This is a genomic window from Dyella acidiphila, from assembly GCF_014863405.1.
Classification (GTDB): domain Bacteria; phylum Pseudomonadota; class Gammaproteobacteria; order Xanthomonadales; family Rhodanobacteraceae; genus Dyella_B; species Dyella_B acidiphila.
This window is the reverse complement of the sequence record NZ_JACZZA010000002.1, coordinates 491,476-509,134: the sequence shown is the minus strand read 5'-3', so window position 1 is coordinate 509,134 and position 17,659 is coordinate 491,476. Positions and strand designations below refer to the sequence as shown.

Here is a 17,659-nt window from a genome sequence, read left to right as displayed (position 1 = left end):
TGCGGTGATGGTGGTTCGAAGCGTGGCTTCGATGTTGATGTATGGCGAGGCTGCCCCCTCACCTCGATCCTCTCCCCACAGGGGAGAGGAGGAAGAGCGGTGGCTCGTACAGCGGGTGTGTTCGCGGCGCGCTCTGCTCCCTCTCCCCTGCGGGGAGAGGGCTGGGGTGAGGGGGACACTCTTGCGGCGATGGTGGTTCGAAGCGCGGCTTCGATGTTGATTTACGGCGAGGGTGGCCCCTCACCTCGATCCTCTCCCCGCAGGGGAGAGGAGGAAGAGCGGTGGTTCGTGCGGTTGGCGTGTTCTACGGCGTGCAGGGCATCTTCGAGTTGCACGGCGGCCATTTCGAAACACGTGCCCAACACGGAACGCCGAATTTCCAGCAGTTCGTCTTCCTCTTCTTTCGTCACTGCGTAAGTCATTTGCGCCAATAGACCCAAGTGATCGCGCAATTGCGCCAGCTTGCTATGGGCCTGTTCCGGCAGCGCCAGGCAAACCCCGGCTGCCGCTGCATGTCGTGCATCGTTCATTGTCTTTGCTCCATGTTGGTAAACACGCCGCACCTTGCGCACGGCGTGCAGGGCTTACAGGAAAAATCCTGTGGTCAATGCCGGAAAGCTGCGCATCCGGTTCGACACGAAGCCCTTAGGGGCTCGACATTGTCTGAGTTGGACAACGGTGAAGCAGTGGGGACGGGCACTGCGGAGGCACGGAGACATGCACGTGCCGTATGATCGAATGTAACCATAACTAATTTCCTAACTCTGGTTGGTTGTGGCCAGCGGATTGTGTGGGTGCTCGCCCATGCAATCCGCGCTTTTCACATCATGTCGGGCGCGCTGCTTGGTTCAAATAACAGAAGCGCGCCCGACAGTGCGACTTTCGCACTTGCGGGTACACCTGTCTGTCGGGGAAAACTGGCAAGCCGAGTAATCGGATTTTGACTAATGCGAGGGCGGCTGCCGCGGAAGCCTGGGCGCAGCGACGCTTAATTTGCCGAGTAATGCAGGCAAAACCATGCCAATGACGAGTGCCAACAACCACGGACTCATCAACCCGTAGGCAGTCATGGCGGCTTGTGTAAGCTTTAGCCATGTCCCACCGTAGGTGATCACCACACCAAGCAGTAGGACGCCCATGCTGCCAAGCAGGGCATTGCTCAGCCACAGTTCCAGGCGTGTATTGAGTGACGTGCGCTGGCGTGCACGTTTGGCAATCTGCGCGGCGAAGTTCGCGGGCAGTTCCATGTCCAGTGGCTCGCGCAGGGCGCGCATCACGCCGCGATAGCGTTGCAGTTCGACATCGGCGCTGGGATCGAGGCCGAGTCGTTCGGCGCGCAAGGCCTGTTCTTGCAAGGACCACTCGCGTTCGTCGACGGGAGGGTTGGGGGGCTGGTTCATGATTCGACTCCTTGCGCCGCTTCCAGAATCGCCCGCAGGCGCAGGCGGGAACGGAATAGGTGGCTTTTGATGGTGCCGCTGGCGAGGCCGGTGATGGTGGCGATTTCCTCGATCGGCAATTCATCCAGATGGTAGAGCGTGAGAACGGTGCGCTGCATCGGCGGCAATGCTTCGATGGCGGTGTGCAGGCGGCCGGCCGTGTCGCTGCGAATGTAGGCGGCTTCCAGGTCGAAGCCGTCGCCGATGTTTTCCAGCAGGCTGGGGGTGTCTTCGTCGCCGGCCTGGTCGACGATGGCGATGCGTTTGCGCTCCAGGTGGCGCAGGGTGATGGTGTAGGCCACACGGCCGATCCAGGATTTGAGCGAGCTCTCGAAGCGGTACTGGTGCAGGCTCTGGTGCACGCGCAGAAAGGTTTCCTGGCACAGGTCGCGGGCATCCTCGGGGTGGCGCACCATGCGGTAGATGATGTGCCAGCACAGGGCCTGGTACTCGCGCACGAGCCGCTCGAAGGCGCCGGGCGCCTTCGCCAGTACGGCTTCCACCAGTGGGCGGTCGGGAGAGGTGCTCATGCGGCGCCAGGATCCAGGATGGGCTTATAGATACGCCATCCGGGCCGCCGGTTGCAGCGGGGTGCACTGCAACCGCGGGGACCCTGGCCGTATCTCTAGCACCAGAAGGCACCCCGCCCGGGGGCCGGCCGAACCTGAGGAGAACAACATGGATAAAACCTTTGTCCCCATCGTGCTGTTTGTCTGCATTACCTTCGCCATCAGCTACGCGATCAAGCTGCTGGTGGAGGCGCGGGTGCGCATCCGCATGTTGCAGGCGACCGATTCGAAGGAGCTGATCGAGACGATCGTGCGCAGCGAGGAGCATATCCGGCGTGGTGCCTCGTTGCGCTGGGGCATTGTGGTGGCGGCGGAGGCGCTGGCCTTCGGGGCGATCCAGCTGGCCGGCTGGAGCACCGTCACCCCTGGCGTGGTGGCCTTGCTGCTGGGTGCGTTCGGCGTGGGGTCGCTGGTTTACTTCTTCCTGTCGCGCCGGCTTGGGCTTGGTTGAGGCGGCGGCGCTGCTTATCATGCGGCGATGACTGTCGATGCCGCTTATACCTTCCGCGTTGCCGCGCCCGCCGATGCCGATACCATCGTGGCCTTGGTCGAGTCCGCCTATCGGGGCGATTCGGGGCGGCGTGGCTGGACTACCGAATCGGACCTGCTCGATGGTCGCCGCACCGATGCGCAGCTGGTCAGCGAACTGCTGGCGGTGGCGGGCAACACGATCCTGCTGATGCACGAAGGCGATGCGCTGCTCGCCTGTTGCCACCTCGAGCAACACGGTCACTCCGCTTATTTCGGCATGTTCGCCGTCGACCCGTTGCGGCAGAACGCGGGTCTCGGCAGGCGCGTGCTGGCCGAGGCCGAACGGTATGCGCGCGAGGTGTGGCAGTGCCGCGCCATGCATATGAAGGTGATTGATCTGCGCGGCGAGCTGATGGCCTGGTACGAGCGCCGTGGCTATCGACGCACCGGTGAGTATTCACCGTTCCCTTATGGCAACGAGCGCGTGGGTGTTCCGCGCCGCGATGACTTGCGTTTTGAATTGATGATCAAGGCCTTTACGGAAGTGAGCGCATGAGCGAAGCATGGGTGGAAGTGGGCACGCGTTCGGAATTGCTGCCCGGTGAATTCAAGGTGGTGTGGGATGGCGGCACCGCCATTGCGGTGTTCAATGTCGATGGCGATCTGTATGCGGTGGAAGATATCTGCACGCACGACGGCGGCGAACTGGCCGGCGGCGATGTGATCGGCTTTGAAGTGGAATGCCCGCGGCATGGTGCGCGCTTCGATCTGCGTACGGGTCAGCCAACATGTCCACCGGCGTATGAGCCGATTCACCGTTTTCCCGTGCGCGAAAGCGATGGCTTGATCTGGACGCGCGACGATCGCTGATACGCTGCATTGAGAGATACACAATAAGCGCCGCATCGTGCCAACGATGCGGCGCTTTTTTTCATATCGATATTCTTCACGCTTCATTCGCACCACATGTCACGCTTTTGACATGTGTTTTTTTGTGCGCGTGTGTGTGCACTGTTGACGGTTCTTTCATCGAAAAATTGATACATCGCAACATAAGTTTTTGATGTTTGCGTCGAGTGTGATGTTGCGCACATCGATGTAGCGGGTCTTCGCGTTGGCCGGGCGTTCGCCGCGCACAAGAGGGAGCAGGTCTAGCCAGTGGCGTCAGCCGGCAATGCGTCGGCAGTCGTCTGATTCGCCGTATCCAGCGTGTCCCGAGTGTCTCCTTGCATGGTGCTGTGGCGGCCGTGACGGGTGAGTTTTGCCCATAACAACAACAGCGCAGTGATCTGCGCCGGGAAGAGTGTGTCCAGGGGTAATGGTGTGAGTCACAAACGCGGGTGCCGCCAGGGCTGATGTCAGGTATCCGCAAGGAGATTGCGCAATGAACCTCGAGCCGGATATGTCGCTGCCGTTGACCACGGCGCAGCGTGGATTGTGGGTGGGCCAGAAGATCGGTGCGGCCGATGCCACCTTGAATATTGCCGAGATGCTGGAGATCTGCGGCGCGGTGCAGCCGGAGCTTTTCATCCGCGCCTTGTTGCAGGTGACGTGCGAGGCGGAGACTTTGCGCCTGAGCGTGATCGAGCAGCAAGGCCAGCCGCGGCAGATCGTACGGGCGGCCTACAACGGCAATTTCCCCTATATCGACGTGAGCCACGAAGCCGATCCGCGCGCTGCGGCCGAGGCCTGGATGCTGGCGGAGCTGAGCCGTCCGGTGGATCTGGCCAACGATCCGCTGTGGGTGAGTGCCTTGTTCAAGGCGGCCGAAGATCGTTACTACTGGTATCAGCGCGCGCATCACATTGTGTACGACGGTTACAGCGGCGGCTTGATCGCGCGCCGGCTGGCGGAGTTGTATACGGCTTATGTCGAGGGGTGCGAGCCGGCGGCTTGCGAGTTCGGTTCGCTCGGCGAGCTGATCGATGCCGAGGCGGCGTATCGCGAATCGGACCGGCCACGACGCGATCGGGCGTACTGGCAGGAAAAGCTGGCGGAGCTGCCCGATGCCGTATCGCTGGCGCGGCTGGGTCCGCATCACAGCATGGGCGGCCTGCGCCGCAGCACCGGGCATTTGTCCCGCGCTACCGTGCAACGCTTGCACGCGCTGGGCAAGGAAACCGGCACCAGCCTGCCGCAGATGCTGATCGCGCTGGTGGCGGCGTATTACCACCGTGCCACCGGTGCGAACGATCTGGTGATCGGCATGCCGGTATCCGGGCGGCTCAATGGCGCGTTGCGCCGTACGCCGGGCATGGTGGCCAATATCATTGCGATTCGGCTCAGCTTCACGCCGCAGACGACGGCCATCGATCTGTTTGCGCAGGTGGCGCAGGTGGTGCGCCAATCGCTGCGTCATCAGCAGTATCGCTATGAAGACTTGCGCCGCGATCTGAATCTGATCGGCAAGGGCAAGCATATTGCGTGGCTGGGCGTGAATATCGAGCCGTTTGACTATCAGCTGCAGTTCGCCGGTGCCGGCGTGATTTCGCACAATGTTTCCAACGGCTCGGGCGAAGATCTCACCATCTTCGTCTACGATCGCGGCGACGGCAGCGACCTGCGTTTCGATCTCGACGCCAATCCGGTGCTGTACAGCATGGCCGAGCTGGACGAACATCGCCGCCGCCTGGCGCTGCTGGTGGATGGTGTACTGGCCGAGCCGCAGCAGGCATTGCGCCGGATCGACATCCTCGGTGCGCAGGAGCGGCAGCGCCTGCTGCAGGACTGGAATGCCACTGCCGCGCCGTTGGCGGCGGAGAGCTTGCCGGCGCAGATTGCGCGCCAGGCGCAGCTTACGCCGGATGCGCCCGCGCTGATCTTCGAACAGACCACGGTGAGCTATCGAGAGCTGCACGCACGCAGTGTGTTGCAGGCGCGGCAGCTGATCGCCGATGGCGTATTGCCCGGCGATATCGTGGCGGTGATGCTGCCGCGCGGCGAGCTATGGCCGATTGTGTTGCTGGCCATCATGCGTACGGGGGCTGCTTACCTGCCGCTGGATCCGGATGGTCCGCCCGAACGCATCGGCATGATGTTGGACGATGCCGCGCCGATTGCGCTGATCGCCTCGCCGGCCTTGTGCGAGCGGCACGGCCTGGGCGGCATGTTGCTGCTGCAACCGGAGCAGATCGATGCGGTGCCGGAGCTGGATGCGCCGGAGCCGGATCTTTCCACCCAGGAAGGCACTGCCTATGTGCTCTACACCTCCGGTTCCACCGGACAGCCCAAGGGGGTGGAAGTAAGCCACCGCAATCTGTGCAACCTGCTGCAGGGTATGCGCGAACAGCTGGCGCTGACGGCGACGGATCGTTTCGTGGCGATCGGCACCATGATCTTCGATATCGCCATGCTGGAGCGCTTCCTGCCGCTGACGGCAGGCGCAAGCGTGGTGATTGCCGATGCGGAAACCGTGCGCCAGCCGCCGGCCCTGCTGCGCTTGCTGCAGCAGCACCGCGCCACGCATATGTGGGCGACGCCTTCGCTGTGGCGTGTATTGCTGGCGGCGCCGAATGCGCAACTGCAGAATCTGCATGCGTTGATCGGCGGCGAAGCGCTGAGCGCCGAACTGGCCGCACGCCTGCTCCAGCACACTGCTCGTGTGACCCAGCTCTATGGGCCCACCGAAACCACGGTGCTTTCCACCGCCATCGAAGTGACCCAGGTAGGCATGGAGGCGCCGCCGATCGGACGTCCCATTCGCAACACGCGCCTGTATGTGCTCGATCAGGAGCAGCAGCCGGTGCAGACCGGTGCCATCGGCGAGCTGTATATCGCCGGTGCCGGCGTGGCCAAGGGCTATCTCAATCACCATCAGCTTACCGAGGCGCGCTTCCTCGCCGATCCGTTTGCCGGCGACGGCAGCCGTATGTATCGCACGGGCGATCTGGTGTACTGGAACGACCAGGGGTTGCTGCATTTTGTCGGGCGCGCGGACGGGCAGGTGAAGATCCGCGGCCACCGCGTGGAGCTGGGCGAAATCGAATCCCGGCTGGCACGGCACATTGCGGTGGCTGAAGCTGCCGTGGCGGTGCATCGCGAAGAAGACGGCGCGGCTGCCCTGGTCGGCTATGTAGTGATGCGGGCCGGCATGCATGCCAGTGCCGATGCGCTGCGTCAGCACCTGGCGATGTTCATGCCCGAATACATGATCCCGGCGCAGATGCTGGTGCTCGATGCGATGCCGCTGACCGCCACCGGCAAGCTGGATCGCCAGGCGTTGCCGGCACCCACACGTTCGAGCAAGGCGGCTTATGCCGAGCCGGTGACGGCGATCGAAAAGAAACTCGCGGCGCTGTGGCAACAGGTACTGGGCGTGGAGCGGATCGGGCTGCACGACAATTTCTTCCAGCTTGGCGGCGATTCGCTTACGGCGGCAGAAATGGTGGCGCGCTTCCCCGAACACTTCGGTATGGAACTGCCGCTGGCCAGCTTTTTCGAAGCCTCCACCATCGGCGGTCTTGCCGTGTATCTGCAGCGTGCGGAAAGCAGCAGCGATCCGTTGGATCCGGTATTGCCGTTGCGTGTGGCGCGGCGCGAACGTCCGTTGTTCTGCATCCATCCGGCGGTTGGACTGAGCTGGGGCTATGCCAGCTTGCTGCGCTATCTGGATGACAAGCTGCCGGTGTACGGGCTGCAATCGCGCGGCTTGCGCGGCGGCGCAAACTTGCCCGGCAGCATTGCGCAGATCGCCGCGGATTACCGGACGCAGATGCGGCGCATCCAGCCGGAAGGGCCGTACCGCATGCTCGGTTGGTCACTGGGCGGTTTGATCGCCCATGAAATCGCCGCGCAATGGCAGGCCGAAGGCGAACAGGTGGAATTCCTCGCCTTGCTCGATGCGTATCCCTTCGTGATCGAAGAGACCGCCGACCCGGCGCGGCAGATTCCGTCGATCCTGCGTTTCCTCGGCTTCCATCGGCAGGCGGAAAATCCGCCGGCGAACCTGGCTGCGCTTACCGATCTGCTATGCCGCGAGTACGGCGTTTTCAACATGCCGCTGGTGCAGGAGATCACCCGCAGCGATCCGCGCCTGATCGAGCATGTCTCGGCGGTCACGCTCAACAACCTGTTGCTGGCGCGCAAGCATGTGCCGCAGCGATTCGACGGCGACGTGCTGTTTGTGCATGCGGCACTCAAGGAAGTCGATCTGAGCGGGCAGCTGTACGACAAGCCTGACGCGTGGCGCCCGTATGTGGATGGCTGGCTGGATGTGCAGGAAATAGCCTGCCATCACCAGGCCATGCTGGATACCGCGCACGCAGCGCAGATCGGCAAGCTGGTGATGCAGCGGTTGCATGCGCTGCCATCGATTCACGCCCCGGCAGCGCTGCCGGCACTGGCGAATACGGCGCAGCCGGTGACGGGAGGCGTGGCTTATGCGTGATGCCATCCATCATGGTGCGCCCATCGCGATCTTCACGGTGGGCACGCAGGGCGATATCCGGCCCTGCGTGGCGTTGGGCGTGGGCTTGCAGCGTGCCGGTTATCCGGTGCGGATTGTCACCAGCGACAATTTCGAAAGCCTGGTACGCGGCAACGGCCTGGACTTCCGTCCGCTGACCGCCAATTTTCAAACCCTGCATCGGGATTATCCGGAGCTCTCCGACCAGGGGCTCGATCTCTCGGCGATGGTGCGGCTTTCGCGCCGCTTCTATCGCCAGTGGGCCATGCATTGGGCGGACGAAGGCATGGCTGCATCCGAGGGGGCGGGCTTGCTGGTGGGCGTGGGGGCCAGCTCCTTGCTGGCCAAGGCACTGTCCGAAGCGCGCGACATTCCTTTCGTGAATGCGCAACTGCAGCCTTTGACGCCATCGCGCCTGGTGCCGCCGCTGGTGTTGTCCGGCGCCGGCAAGTTGCCGCCGGCGCTGAACATGGCCATGTTCAAAGTGCTGCGGATGATGATGTGGTACGCGATGAAGCCGGCCATCAACGATGTGTTGCGGCCGCAACTCGGCTTGCCGCGCTATCCCTGGAACGGGCCGCGCGTGCGGCAGCATCGTGTGCTGTACGGTTTCAGCCGGCATGTGGTGCCACGGCCGGCCGATTGGCCGGATACCGCGCAGATCACCGGCTACTGGTTTCTCAACCAGCCCGAATGGCAGCCGTCGCAAGCGTTGCGCGAATTTCTCGAGGCGGGGCCCAAGCCGATCTATGTCGGCTTCGGCAGCATGATCAGCAACGGCGCCGAGCAGTTCACCGCCCATGTGCTGGATGCCGTGCGCAAGAGCGGGCAACGTGCCGTGCTCTCGACCGGGTGGGGCGGATTGTCCGGCGAAGAAGGTGCGCAGGACGGGCAGATCTTCTTTATCCGCAGCGCGCCGCACGACTGGCTGTTTCCGCGCATGGCGGCGGCGGTGCATCACGGCGGCGCGGGTACCACCGCGGCAGCCGTGCGCGCCGGCATTCCCTCGGTGATCGTGCCGTTCTTCGGCGACCAGCCGTTCTGGGCGCGTTGCCTGCAGCGCGAGGGCGCGGCGCCGGCCATCGTGGATCGCCGGAAGTTGAACGCTGAGACGCTGGCAGCCGGCATCGAAACGGCCGTGGACAATGTGATGCGCGGAGCGGCGGCGTCACTGGGGCAGAGGGTGCGTGCGGAAGACGGCGTGGCCCACGCCATCGCATGGTTGCGGCAATGGGAATTGCTGCCCCACGCCGACAACGACACGACCCGCGTAGGTTGGGTTAGCGCGGCCTAACCCAACGATGCCGCACAGCCATGTTGGGTTACGCTGCGCTAACCCAACCTACGTGCTGCCCTACGAAGGTGGGAATCCATCTTCGCTCTTGCATCGAAGCAACATGGATTCCCGCTTTCGCGGGAATGACGGCACTCAAGAATGAGGCCTGAGGAAGGAGTGGTGCTTATAGCCAGCTGCGTAGGTTGGGTTAGCGCAGCGTAACCCAACGATGCCGCACGACCATGTTGGATTACCCCTGGATCAAGTCCGGGAGTAACCCAACCTACGTGCTGCATGCATTACGGGGACAAGGCAGGTGTTGTGCCTAAGTGAGCACGAGTGCCACGCCAGACTCGGCAACCCTACTTGCCGAACTTCACCACCACCCGCTGCCCAATCCGCAACGGCATCGCCGGCGCCTGGTCGAACGTAAGCACGCACTCCACCGTACGCGTATTGGCGCGCACCTGCGGATCGTCTTCCAGCGTACTGGCGCCGAACACATTGCCGATGCGCAGCACATGCGCCTGCACCGGCGCCATGCCGCTGCCGCTGTCGTCATCCACTTCGGCCGCCATGCCGTCGTGCACTACGCCGACAAAGGATTCGTTGAGTTCGGCGCGCACGATGCGCGGTGCATCGGGCAGCATCACGAAGATCGGACCGGTGGCCGGGGATACGGAAGCGCCGGGCTGCACCATGCGCTGTACGATCTGGCCGTCGACCGGCGCGTGCAGGCTGCGCAGTTCCAGCTGATAGCGGGCGCTGGCCACTTTCTGCGCAGCGAGCGCGACGTTGGCGTGCGCGCTTTCGAGTTCGGTGTGAATCTGGCGGGCGGCATCGCGCGCATCGTCGGCGCTTTGCATGTCGCCCGCACCGGCGGTGGCGGCTTGCTGCAGACGCGAAGCACGCAGATCCGCGGCTTTTACGCGCTGCTCCAGTCCATCGGCCTGGGCCTGGGCCTGCTGCTGTTCGGCCAGGGCGGAATCCAGCGCCAGCTTGGCCGGCTGCGGATCGACCTGAGCCAGCAACTGGCCTTTGTGCACCTGTTCGCCTTCGTGTGCAGCCACGCTTTGCACTACGCCTTCGCTGGGCATGGTGAGCTTGAGCAGGCCGCCTTCGATATCGATGCGTCCGCGTGCAATCGCTGAGTAGGCAGGTGCATGGGCGCTGCTAGCTGCCGGCGCATCGTCGTGCGAGCAGGCGGTCAGTGCTGCGGCCGCGAGCAAGGCGAACGGAAGGCGAAGCTGACGCAGGTTCATGCAGAAGGCTCCTTGGCCTTGGGTTCGGCAGGGGGCGTGGGCACATGGTCGCTCAGGATGCGGCCGTCTTCCATCGCCAGCACGCGGTCGGCGTGGCCGACCAGGCGTGGGTCGTGGCTGACGCACAGCACGGTGGTGCCGTGGTTGCGGGCAATGCGGTGCAGGATATCGATCACGATCTGGCCGTTGGCGGCATCCAGTGCACTGGTGGGCTCGTCGGCGAACAGTAGCTCCGGCTGCTTGGCCAATGCGCGCGCAATCGCCACGCGCTGTTTTTCGCCGCCGGAGAGTTCGGCCGGCAGCAGTTGCATGCGCGGGCCCAGGCCTACTTCTTCCAACGATTCCACCGCGCGGCGGCGTGCGGCGCTTTTGGCCAGGCCCATGTAGCTCAGCGGCAGTTCCACCTGTTCCAGCGCGGACAGGGCCGGGAACAGGTTGAAGCCCTGGAATACGAAGCCGGTGTGCTGCAGGCGAAAATGCTCTAGAGCGCGCATGCTCATGCCGCCCAGCTCGTGTCCGAGCGCGCGCACCTGACCGGCGTCGGCCGGCTGCAAGCCGCTGAGAATGGCCAGCAGCGTGCTCTTGCCGCAGCCGGAGGGACCGGCGATCAAGGTGAGTTCGCCGGCCCGCACATCCAGTGTGAGGTCGTGCAATACCGTGCTTTCCAGGCGCCCGGAAACGAATGACTTGCGTACGTTGAGCGCCTGCAGCGCCGGGTTGGTCGAGGTGGCTGCCATGCTTACCTCAACAAGCTCGCCGGATCGGCACGCCGCAGACTGCGCATGGCGGCCAGGCCGGACACGATCGCCAACGCCATGCTCAGCGCCAGGCAGGCGCCGGCGGTGAGCGGATGCATTTCCATCGGCACGCTGCGGTTGCGCGCGATGATCAGCAGCACGATGCCGATCACGATGCTGCATACGATGCCCAGCAGCCCGACCCAGAAGGCCTGTTCCATGATCACCTTGCGTAGCGCACCGCGGCCTACGCCCAGTGCGTTCAAGGTGGCGTATTCGCGGATCGAGCCGATCACGGCGGCGATCAGCGTCTGGCTGGTGATTACTGCGCCGACCAGAAACACGATGCCGGCCAGGAACAGCACGCCGGCACCGGCGCCGGTATCGAGCATCCAGTAAAGCTGGGAACGGCGCGCAAAGGCTTTGGCCGTCCAGACGGTGTAGGGGCCGAAGGTGTTGGAGCCACTCAGGCGCCGGGCAATCTGCCGCGCCTTGTGCGGATCGCGCAGCTTGGCCACGAAGTAGGTCATCATGCCGGCATCTTCGGGTGCCACGTCCAGCACGCGCGCGGTTTCCAGCGAGGAAACGATATTCACGCCGCCCAGCGCGCGCAGGCCGCTGCTGACACCGACCACGCGCACGCGCTGGCCGTTGATGGCGGCGGTGTCGCCGATGTTCACGCCGAGGCTGTCCAGATCCGCCTTGTCCACAATCACTGCGCCGGGCTCGTTCAGGCGCGCGCGCAGGGCAGGGGCCAGCGCCTTGGAAAACATCATGGCGTCGGAGCTGGTGTCGATGCCGGACACGAATACCGACACGCCGCCGGTATCGCGCGGTCCGCGCCAGTCCGCATCCACCCAGCGGAACGGTTCCACCTTGGTGACATCCGGATCCATGCGCAGACGCATCGCCACGTCTTCGCTGATCGGGCGGCCGAGGTTCACGCTTTGCGTGCCCGGATAGCCAGCCCACAAGTCGGCGGACGAACCGGTGATGTAGACGCTGGCGCTGCCGAAGATGCCCAGCACCAGTGCGGCCTGCAGCAGTTGCAGCAGGCTGGCGAAGCCCACGGCCAGGATCGCCGGCAGAAAGCGGCGCCATTCGTGGACCAGGGTTTTGCGGGCGAGGGCGACCATCAGCCGGCTCGCTCCTTTGTTTGTTTGGCTGGACGGGATGTTTGGGCTTGCCGCGAGTGTGAGGGCTTCACCCCACCCCAACCCTCCCCTACTACACGTAGGAGAGGGAGTGGATTACGCAAGGTTGTTGCAGCAACGCACTTGCCGATGCGCTCCCTCCCCGGTTCGACAGGGGAGGGCTGGGGTGGGGTTGTCCGCGCTTGCCGCGAGGTGAGGGGCGTCATGGCATCCATCAGCGATCACCCTGGTGCTGGTAATCCGCAGCCACGCTGGTCGAGGGCAGCGGCGCGCCACCCAGCGCCTTGTACAACGACACATATGCCAGATCGCGCTGCGCACGCGTGGCCAGCAATTCCAGTTGTGCATGCTGCTGCGCGATCAGGGCATCCTGCTGGTCCAGTCCGCTGCTCAGACCCAGTTGCGCACGCTTCGCCTGCGCCGCCGCATTGCTGTCCACCGCGTGCACCGCCTGTTCGGCGGCGACTTCGCGCAGATGCAATTGCTGCAGATCGCCCATGGCCGTTTCGCTTTCCGCCACGCCTTGCAGCACGGCTTGCCGGTACGCATACACGGCGGCCTGCAATGCGTGGTTCTTGGCGTGTGCCTGCGCCACGCGCAGGCCCCAGTCGAACAGCGGCATATCCACCACCGGACCGGCCGAGAAAATGCCCTCGCCGGAACGGAATACGTTGTGATGGCTGAGAATGGTCAGCGACCAATCCAGTGAGCTGCCCAGGCCGATATGCGGATACACGTCGGCGCGGGCGATGCCGGCCTCGCCGGCCGCGCGCAGCACATCGGCTTCGGCCAGGGCGATTTCCGGGCGCGAGCGCAGCAGGTCGGCCGGTGCGCTGGTGATCTGCAAATCGCCCAGCTGCGGCTGGCTGCCGCCCTGGTCCAGCCAGGCGGGATCGGGCTCGGGCTGGCCCAGCAGTACGGCCAGCTGCTGGGCATTGGCGTTGATGGCGCGCTGCGGCTCGGTCAGCGCCATCTCGGCGCGGGCCAGCTCCGCTTCGGCATTGGCCACCTCAGTCGGTGGCGCCAGTTGCAGTTTTCCGCGTACCTGCAGCAGCTGCAGCCTGGCCTGGTCGGCATCGCGCACGGCGCCAAGCAGCTGTGCCTGTTGCTGCGCGGTGCGCAGTTCCACCCAGCAGCGCACCACCTCGGCCACCAGGGTCACATGCGCGCCATGCAGTTGCGCCTGGGCGGTATCCAGGCTGCCGCTGGCCACGCGATGCGTGCTTTTCAGGGCGCCGAAGAACGGCAGCTCCCACAGCGCGTCGAAGCCGGCAATGAAATACGAGGCGCTGGCGTTGGGCTCGATCACCTGGTTGGTATCGGCGCGCAGGCTGGGCAGGTACTTGTCGTCGGTGTGTTTGTAGAGCGTGCGGGCGGCGAGCAGGCGTTCGCTGGCGGCGGCCACGTCCAGGTTGTTGGCCAGCGCACGCTGTACTAGCGAGTTCAGATATGGATCGTTGAAGGCCAGCCACCAGCCCTGCAGATCGGGCGCGGGCGCGCCGGCCGGCGCAGCCGTCGTATTGCGCCAGGCCTGGGGCAGCGGCGGCTTCAGCTCCGGCAGCGGCGCGGCGCGGCACCCGGCCAGCACGGTCAGTACCAGCGCGGGAAGCAGGCGGGGCAGGCCGCCAAGGCGAAAGGATTTACGCGGGCTGGCGTGGTGCACGGGCGGGGACCGTTGTGAAAGGCGTGCAAGCAAACCGTAAGCATATCCGCTCATAGCCAAGATTTGGCTTACTTACGCGAGGCTTGCTCAGCCGGAAAGGAGACCGAAAGGGGGTAATGGCCAAGATGCCAGCCTCTGATACTGGTTTTACTGCTGGGGTAGCTTGCACGTGACTTCCTGGAACATCCTCTGCGATTTCGACGGCACCATTTCTGTCGAAGACGTAATCGACTCGCTGCTTGACCGTTTCGGTCGCCCAGGATGGGAAGCCCTGGAACAGGAATGGCGCGCCGGCCGCATCGGCTCGCGCGAGTGCATGAGCGGGCAGGTCGCCCTGCTCGATATGCGCAAGGACGAGCTGGACAAGCACCTGGAAGGCCTGTGGATCGACCATGCGTTTCCGGCGTTCGTCGCGCGCTGCGCGGAAAGCAAGACGCCGATCCGCATCGTCAGCGACGGCCTGGATTACGCCATCCACCGCATTCTCGGCCGCTACGGCCTGGATCACCTGCCGCTGGCCGCCAACCATCTGGCGCCGGCCACGCCGCCGCGCCAGTGGCAGCTCACCTCGCCGTTCCAGGCCGAAGGCTGCCGCAGCGGTACCTGCAAGTGCGCCTGTGCGGCGCAGGCCCGCACCCAGGGCGGCAAGACCCTGCTGATCGGCGATGGCGCTTCGGATTTCTGCGCTGCCGATCGCGTCGATTTCGTGTTCGCCAAGCACCGCCTGATCGAGCATTGCCGCGCAGCCGGCATTCCGTACGTGCCGATCACCGGTTTCGAAGATGCGCTGGACCTGTTGCCGCGTTTGCTCGATGGCAGCCTGCTGGCCGAGCATCAGCAGCCGTTGCCGGCGGTGTCGAATTTCTGATTCGAGCGCGCGAAGCGCTCACCGTTCTGCGTGATGCTGGTTCCTCGGAGACGTCATTCCCGCGCAAGCGGGAATCCATTTTGCTCTGATGCACAAACCGACATTGGATTCCCGCTTGCGCGGGAACGATCACGCATCACCCTCCATTTCATCCATTCCTGAATCCCGCCCATGAACACCTACGACAAAAACGCCGCCGGCTACGTCATCCCCGACGCCGAACTCCTCGCCGACGAAGCCGAATGGAGTTCCTTCGGCGACACCGTGCATTACGTCGATCCGCCGAAGATCTTCCGCCACGGCGAAGGCAGCTGGATGTACGACACGGCCGGCGTACCGTTCCTCGATCTGCAGATGTGGTACTCCGCGGTCAACTTCGGCTACGGCAACAAGCGCCTCAACGACACGCTGAAGCGCCAGATCGACGTGCTGCCGCAGGTGGCCAGCCAGTATCTGCACCAGACCCGCATCGAGCTGGCCAAGACCATTGCCGTCGACGCGCAGAAAAAATTCGGCCTGAAGGGCCGCGTGCACTTCAACGTCGGCGGCGCGCAGGCGGTGGAGGATTCGCTCAAGCTGGTGCGCAACTACAAGAACGGCAAGAGCCTGATGTTCGCCTTCGAGGGCGGCTATCACGGCCGCACCCTGGGTGCGTCGTCGATCACCTCCAGCTACCGCTATCGCCGCCGCTTCGGCCATTTCGGCGAACGCGCGATGTTCATTCCGTTCCCGTATCCGTTCCGTCGCCCCAAGGGCATGACGCCGGATGAATACTCCGACGCCTGCGTGCGCCAGTTCGAGCGCCTGTTCGAAACCGAATACAACGGCGTGTGGGATCCGAAGGTCAACCAGGCCGAATACGCCGCTTTCTACGTTGAGCCGATCCAGGGCACCGGCGGCTACGTGGTGCCGCCGCGCCACTTCTTCAAAGACTTGAAGAAGGTGCTCGACAAGTACGGCATCCTGATGGTGGTGGATGAAATCCAGATGGGTTTCTGGCGCACCGGCAAGCTGTGGTCGATCGAGCACTTCGGCGTCACGCCGGACATCATCGTGTTCGGCAAGGCACTCACCAACGGCCTCAATCCGCTGTCCGGCCTGTGGGCGCGCGAAGAAATGATCAACCCCACCATCTTCCCGCCGGGCTCCACCCATTCCACCTTCAATTCCAACCCGCTCGGCACCTCGCTGGGCCTGGAAGTGATCAAGATGGGTTACGAGCTGGATTACGAAACGACCGTGCCGGCCAAGGGTGCGCACTTCCTCGATGCCCTGAAGGATCTGCAGAAGCGCCACAAGGAAATCGGCGACGTCGACGGCCTGGGCCTGGCGCTGCGCGCGGAAATCTGCACTGACGATGGCTTCACGCCCAACCGGGCACTGTTGGACAAGATGGTCGACATCGGCCTCGCTGGGGACCTGGAGCATAACGGCAAGAAGATCGGCCTCGTGCTGGACGTGGGCGGCTGGTACAAGAACGTGATCACGTTTGCGCCGTCGCTCGACATCACCCACGAGGAAATCGATCTGGCCGTGGCGCTGCTCGACCAGCTGCTGACCAAGGCGAAGAAGGCGATGTAATGACGTGGGCGAATGCAGCTTGCTGCGTTCGCTGCGGGACACGAGTTTTTTTGTCGAAACTTCCCATGCAGGGGAACCTGGCAAACACGGCGGCGCTTACGCGCCGCCTTTTTTTTGCGCGCAAGTTGCCGTGAGCAGTATTCCCTTTGCTGCGTAGGCAACGGAGGCTGGGTTAAGGCACGAGCTTGCCGTGCATCGCTGCCATCTGGCACGTCATTGGATAGCCGCGAAAATCCCGGGCTCAGGCTGCGAATCAATAGGTAGTCGGCGACAGTGCGGGACGAATCCGTGCATCACCGATTACTAGTTTTTTCCAGGATGCGCACGATAGCTTGAACTCTATGATGACCATCCCGCGCGCACCCTCCCAATGTGCGTTCGTGTTCTGCGTGCGGGTTTTTTGCCGTATGCCCATGCAGGGGTCTTGGCAATCAGGCGGTGCTTCGGCACCGCCTTTTTTTATGCCTTGCGCCGTGAGCGGCAAATTCTGGTTTTTTCCAGTTCAATAACGACTAGTCGTATTTCTATTATCCAGCTCCCTTCGCGTTCGCTGTTGTGCGTTCGCGAGGTTTGCAAATCCTGATTGCGTCATCGCATCGCCCGGCTGGCCGGCCGCGCGACGGGGTAGTGCGCGCTCGTTTAATGACTGGGAGTTTTTTATGAATGCAATTTATCGGGTTGTTTGGAATGCCGAGACCGGTAAATGGGTGGTGGCGTCGGAGTTGGCCAAGGGGCGCAAAAAGAAGTCGGCGTCAGCAGTGGCGATGGCAGTAACGGCTGTGCTTGGTCTTAGTTTCACTGGTGGCTCGGCGTTTGCGGATACCGGTAGTGCTGCAACTCCGGGGGCAGCATGCACCATGGCAGATGGACGGCTTGGCGTGTATGACACTTCGAATACGTGTGTAGCCAATACCCGTGGCCAAGGTGGAGTCGATCAGCGAGCGGTTGCACCTCGTGCGGCGCTGGCTGATGACCTTATCAAGGTTACTTACAATACATCGTCAGGCACACAAACCAATGCCAGTGCCACGGGTTCCGGGACTATTGCGATAGGAGATGGTGCTGTTTCGGGTGGCACCAATGCCGTTGACTCTATCGCAGTTGGTATTGGATCCAAGTCGACGGCAAGTCAGGCGGTTGCGGTCGGAAGGTATGCATCCGCGACCGGAGTTTATGCGATTGCTTTGTCCAATGAAGCATCTGCGGCCGCTACAAGTTCCTTGGCTTTTGGTGAC

At 63.5% G+C, this 17,659-nt stretch carries 14 protein-coding genes and 1 pseudogene; 8 read left to right on the top strand and 7 right to left on the bottom strand.

The window, feature by feature from the left end; all coding sequences use genetic code 11:
- Nucleotides 1–221: 221 nt before the first annotated feature.
- The 3 genes from IGX34_RS06875 to IGX34_RS06865 form a co-directional block, all read right to left on the bottom strand.
- The gene (locus IGX34_RS06875; RefSeq protein WP_192554941.1) at nt 222–530 is read right to left on the bottom strand and encodes an XAC0095 family protein; all 309 of its coding nucleotides are present in this window, start codon (nt 528–530) and stop codon (nt 222–224) included.
- 414 nt (nt 531–944) lie between these two features.
- Complete coding sequence (locus IGX34_RS06870) at nt 945–1,400, bottom strand: hypothetical protein (RefSeq protein WP_192554940.1); 456 nt, start codon at nt 1,398–1,400, stop codon at nt 945–947.
- Nucleotides 1,397–1,969 (bottom strand): RNA polymerase sigma factor, encoded by a 573-nt coding sequence (locus tag IGX34_RS06865; protein ID WP_192554939.1) that lies wholly within the window; start codon nt 1,967–1,969, stop codon nt 1,397–1,399. The genes IGX34_RS06870 and IGX34_RS06865 overlap by 4 nt, the downstream gene beginning before the upstream one ends.
- A gap of 148 nt (nt 1,970–2,117) precedes the next feature.
- Between IGX34_RS06865 and IGX34_RS06860 the strand changes: the two genes are divergently transcribed.
- The 5 genes from IGX34_RS06860 (at nt 2,118) to IGX34_RS06840 (ending at nt 9,177) form a co-directional block, all read left to right on the top strand.
- Nucleotides 2,118–2,459, top strand: a complete 342-nt coding sequence (locus IGX34_RS06860; protein ID WP_192554938.1) for a hypothetical protein — start codon at nt 2,118–2,120, stop codon at nt 2,457–2,459.
- A 27-nt stretch (nt 2,460–2,486) separates the two neighbouring features.
- On the top strand, nt 2,487–3,035 hold the full coding sequence (locus tag IGX34_RS06855; RefSeq protein WP_192554937.1) for a GNAT family N-acetyltransferase: 549 nt from the start codon (nt 2,487–2,489) through the stop codon (nt 3,033–3,035).
- The gene (locus IGX34_RS06850) at nt 3,032–3,349 is read left to right on the top strand and encodes a non-heme iron oxygenase ferredoxin subunit (protein ID WP_192554936.1); all 318 of its coding nucleotides are present in this window, start codon (nt 3,032–3,034) and stop codon (nt 3,347–3,349) included. The genes IGX34_RS06855 and IGX34_RS06850 overlap by 4 nt, the downstream gene beginning before the upstream one ends.
- Before the next feature lie 514 nt (nt 3,350–3,863).
- Nucleotides 3,864–7,865: a non-ribosomal peptide synthetase gene (locus IGX34_RS06845; RefSeq protein ID WP_192554935.1), complete on the top strand. Its 4,002-nt coding sequence runs from the start codon at nt 3,864–3,866 to the stop codon at nt 7,863–7,865.
- Complete coding sequence (locus IGX34_RS06840) at nt 7,858–9,177, top strand: glycosyltransferase (RefSeq protein WP_225737267.1); 1,320 nt, start codon at nt 7,858–7,860, stop codon at nt 9,175–9,177. Before IGX34_RS06845 ends, IGX34_RS06840 begins: the two co-directional genes overlap by 8 nt.
- Nucleotides 9,178–9,521: 344 nt before the next feature.
- Here IGX34_RS06840 and IGX34_RS06835 read toward each other — a convergent pair whose 3' ends face one another.
- The 4 genes from IGX34_RS06835 to IGX34_RS06820 all read right to left on the bottom strand — a co-directional run bounded on the left by IGX34_RS06835 (nt 9,522) and on the right by IGX34_RS06820 (nt 13,975).
- Nucleotides 9,522–10,421 carry an efflux RND transporter periplasmic adaptor subunit gene (locus tag IGX34_RS06835; RefSeq protein WP_192554934.1) on the bottom strand — a complete coding sequence of 300 codons (900 nt, stop codon included), beginning with the start codon at nt 10,419–10,421 and terminating at the stop codon, nt 9,522–9,524.
- Nucleotides 10,418–11,158, bottom strand: a complete 741-nt coding sequence (locus IGX34_RS06830) for an ABC transporter ATP-binding protein (protein ID WP_192554933.1) — start codon at nt 11,156–11,158, stop codon at nt 10,418–10,420. Before IGX34_RS06830 ends, IGX34_RS06835 begins: the two co-directional genes overlap by 4 nt.
- Nucleotides 11,159–11,160: 2 nt before the next feature.
- On the bottom strand, nt 11,161–12,294 hold the full coding sequence (locus IGX34_RS06825) for an ABC transporter permease (protein ID WP_192554932.1): 1,134 nt from the start codon (nt 12,292–12,294) through the stop codon (nt 11,161–11,163).
- Between the two features lie 232 nt (nt 12,295–12,526).
- Nucleotides 12,527–13,975 carry a TolC family protein gene (locus IGX34_RS06820; protein ID WP_338015424.1) on the bottom strand — a complete coding sequence of 483 codons (1,449 nt, stop codon included), beginning with the start codon at nt 13,973–13,975 and terminating at the stop codon, nt 12,527–12,529.
- Between the two features lie 169 nt (nt 13,976–14,144).
- On the opposite strand from IGX34_RS06820, the gene IGX34_RS06815 reads away from it, so the two are divergent.
- The 3 genes and pseudogenes from IGX34_RS06815 to IGX34_RS22475 form a co-directional block, all read left to right on the top strand.
- Nucleotides 14,145–14,843, top strand: a complete 699-nt coding sequence (locus tag IGX34_RS06815; protein ID WP_425598779.1) for an MtnX-like HAD-IB family phosphatase — start codon at nt 14,145–14,147, stop codon at nt 14,841–14,843.
- A gap of 171 nt (nt 14,844–15,014) precedes the next feature.
- Nucleotides 15,015–16,424 (top strand): aspartate aminotransferase family protein, encoded by a 1,410-nt coding sequence (locus IGX34_RS06810; protein ID WP_192554929.1) that lies wholly within the window; start codon nt 15,015–15,017, stop codon nt 16,422–16,424.
- A 659-nt stretch (nt 16,425–17,083) separates the two neighbouring features.
- A pseudogene (locus tag IGX34_RS22475) lies at nt 17,084–17,572 on the top strand (ESPR domain-containing protein); the annotation flags it as partial.
- Nucleotides 17,573–17,659 lie beyond the last annotated feature (87 nt).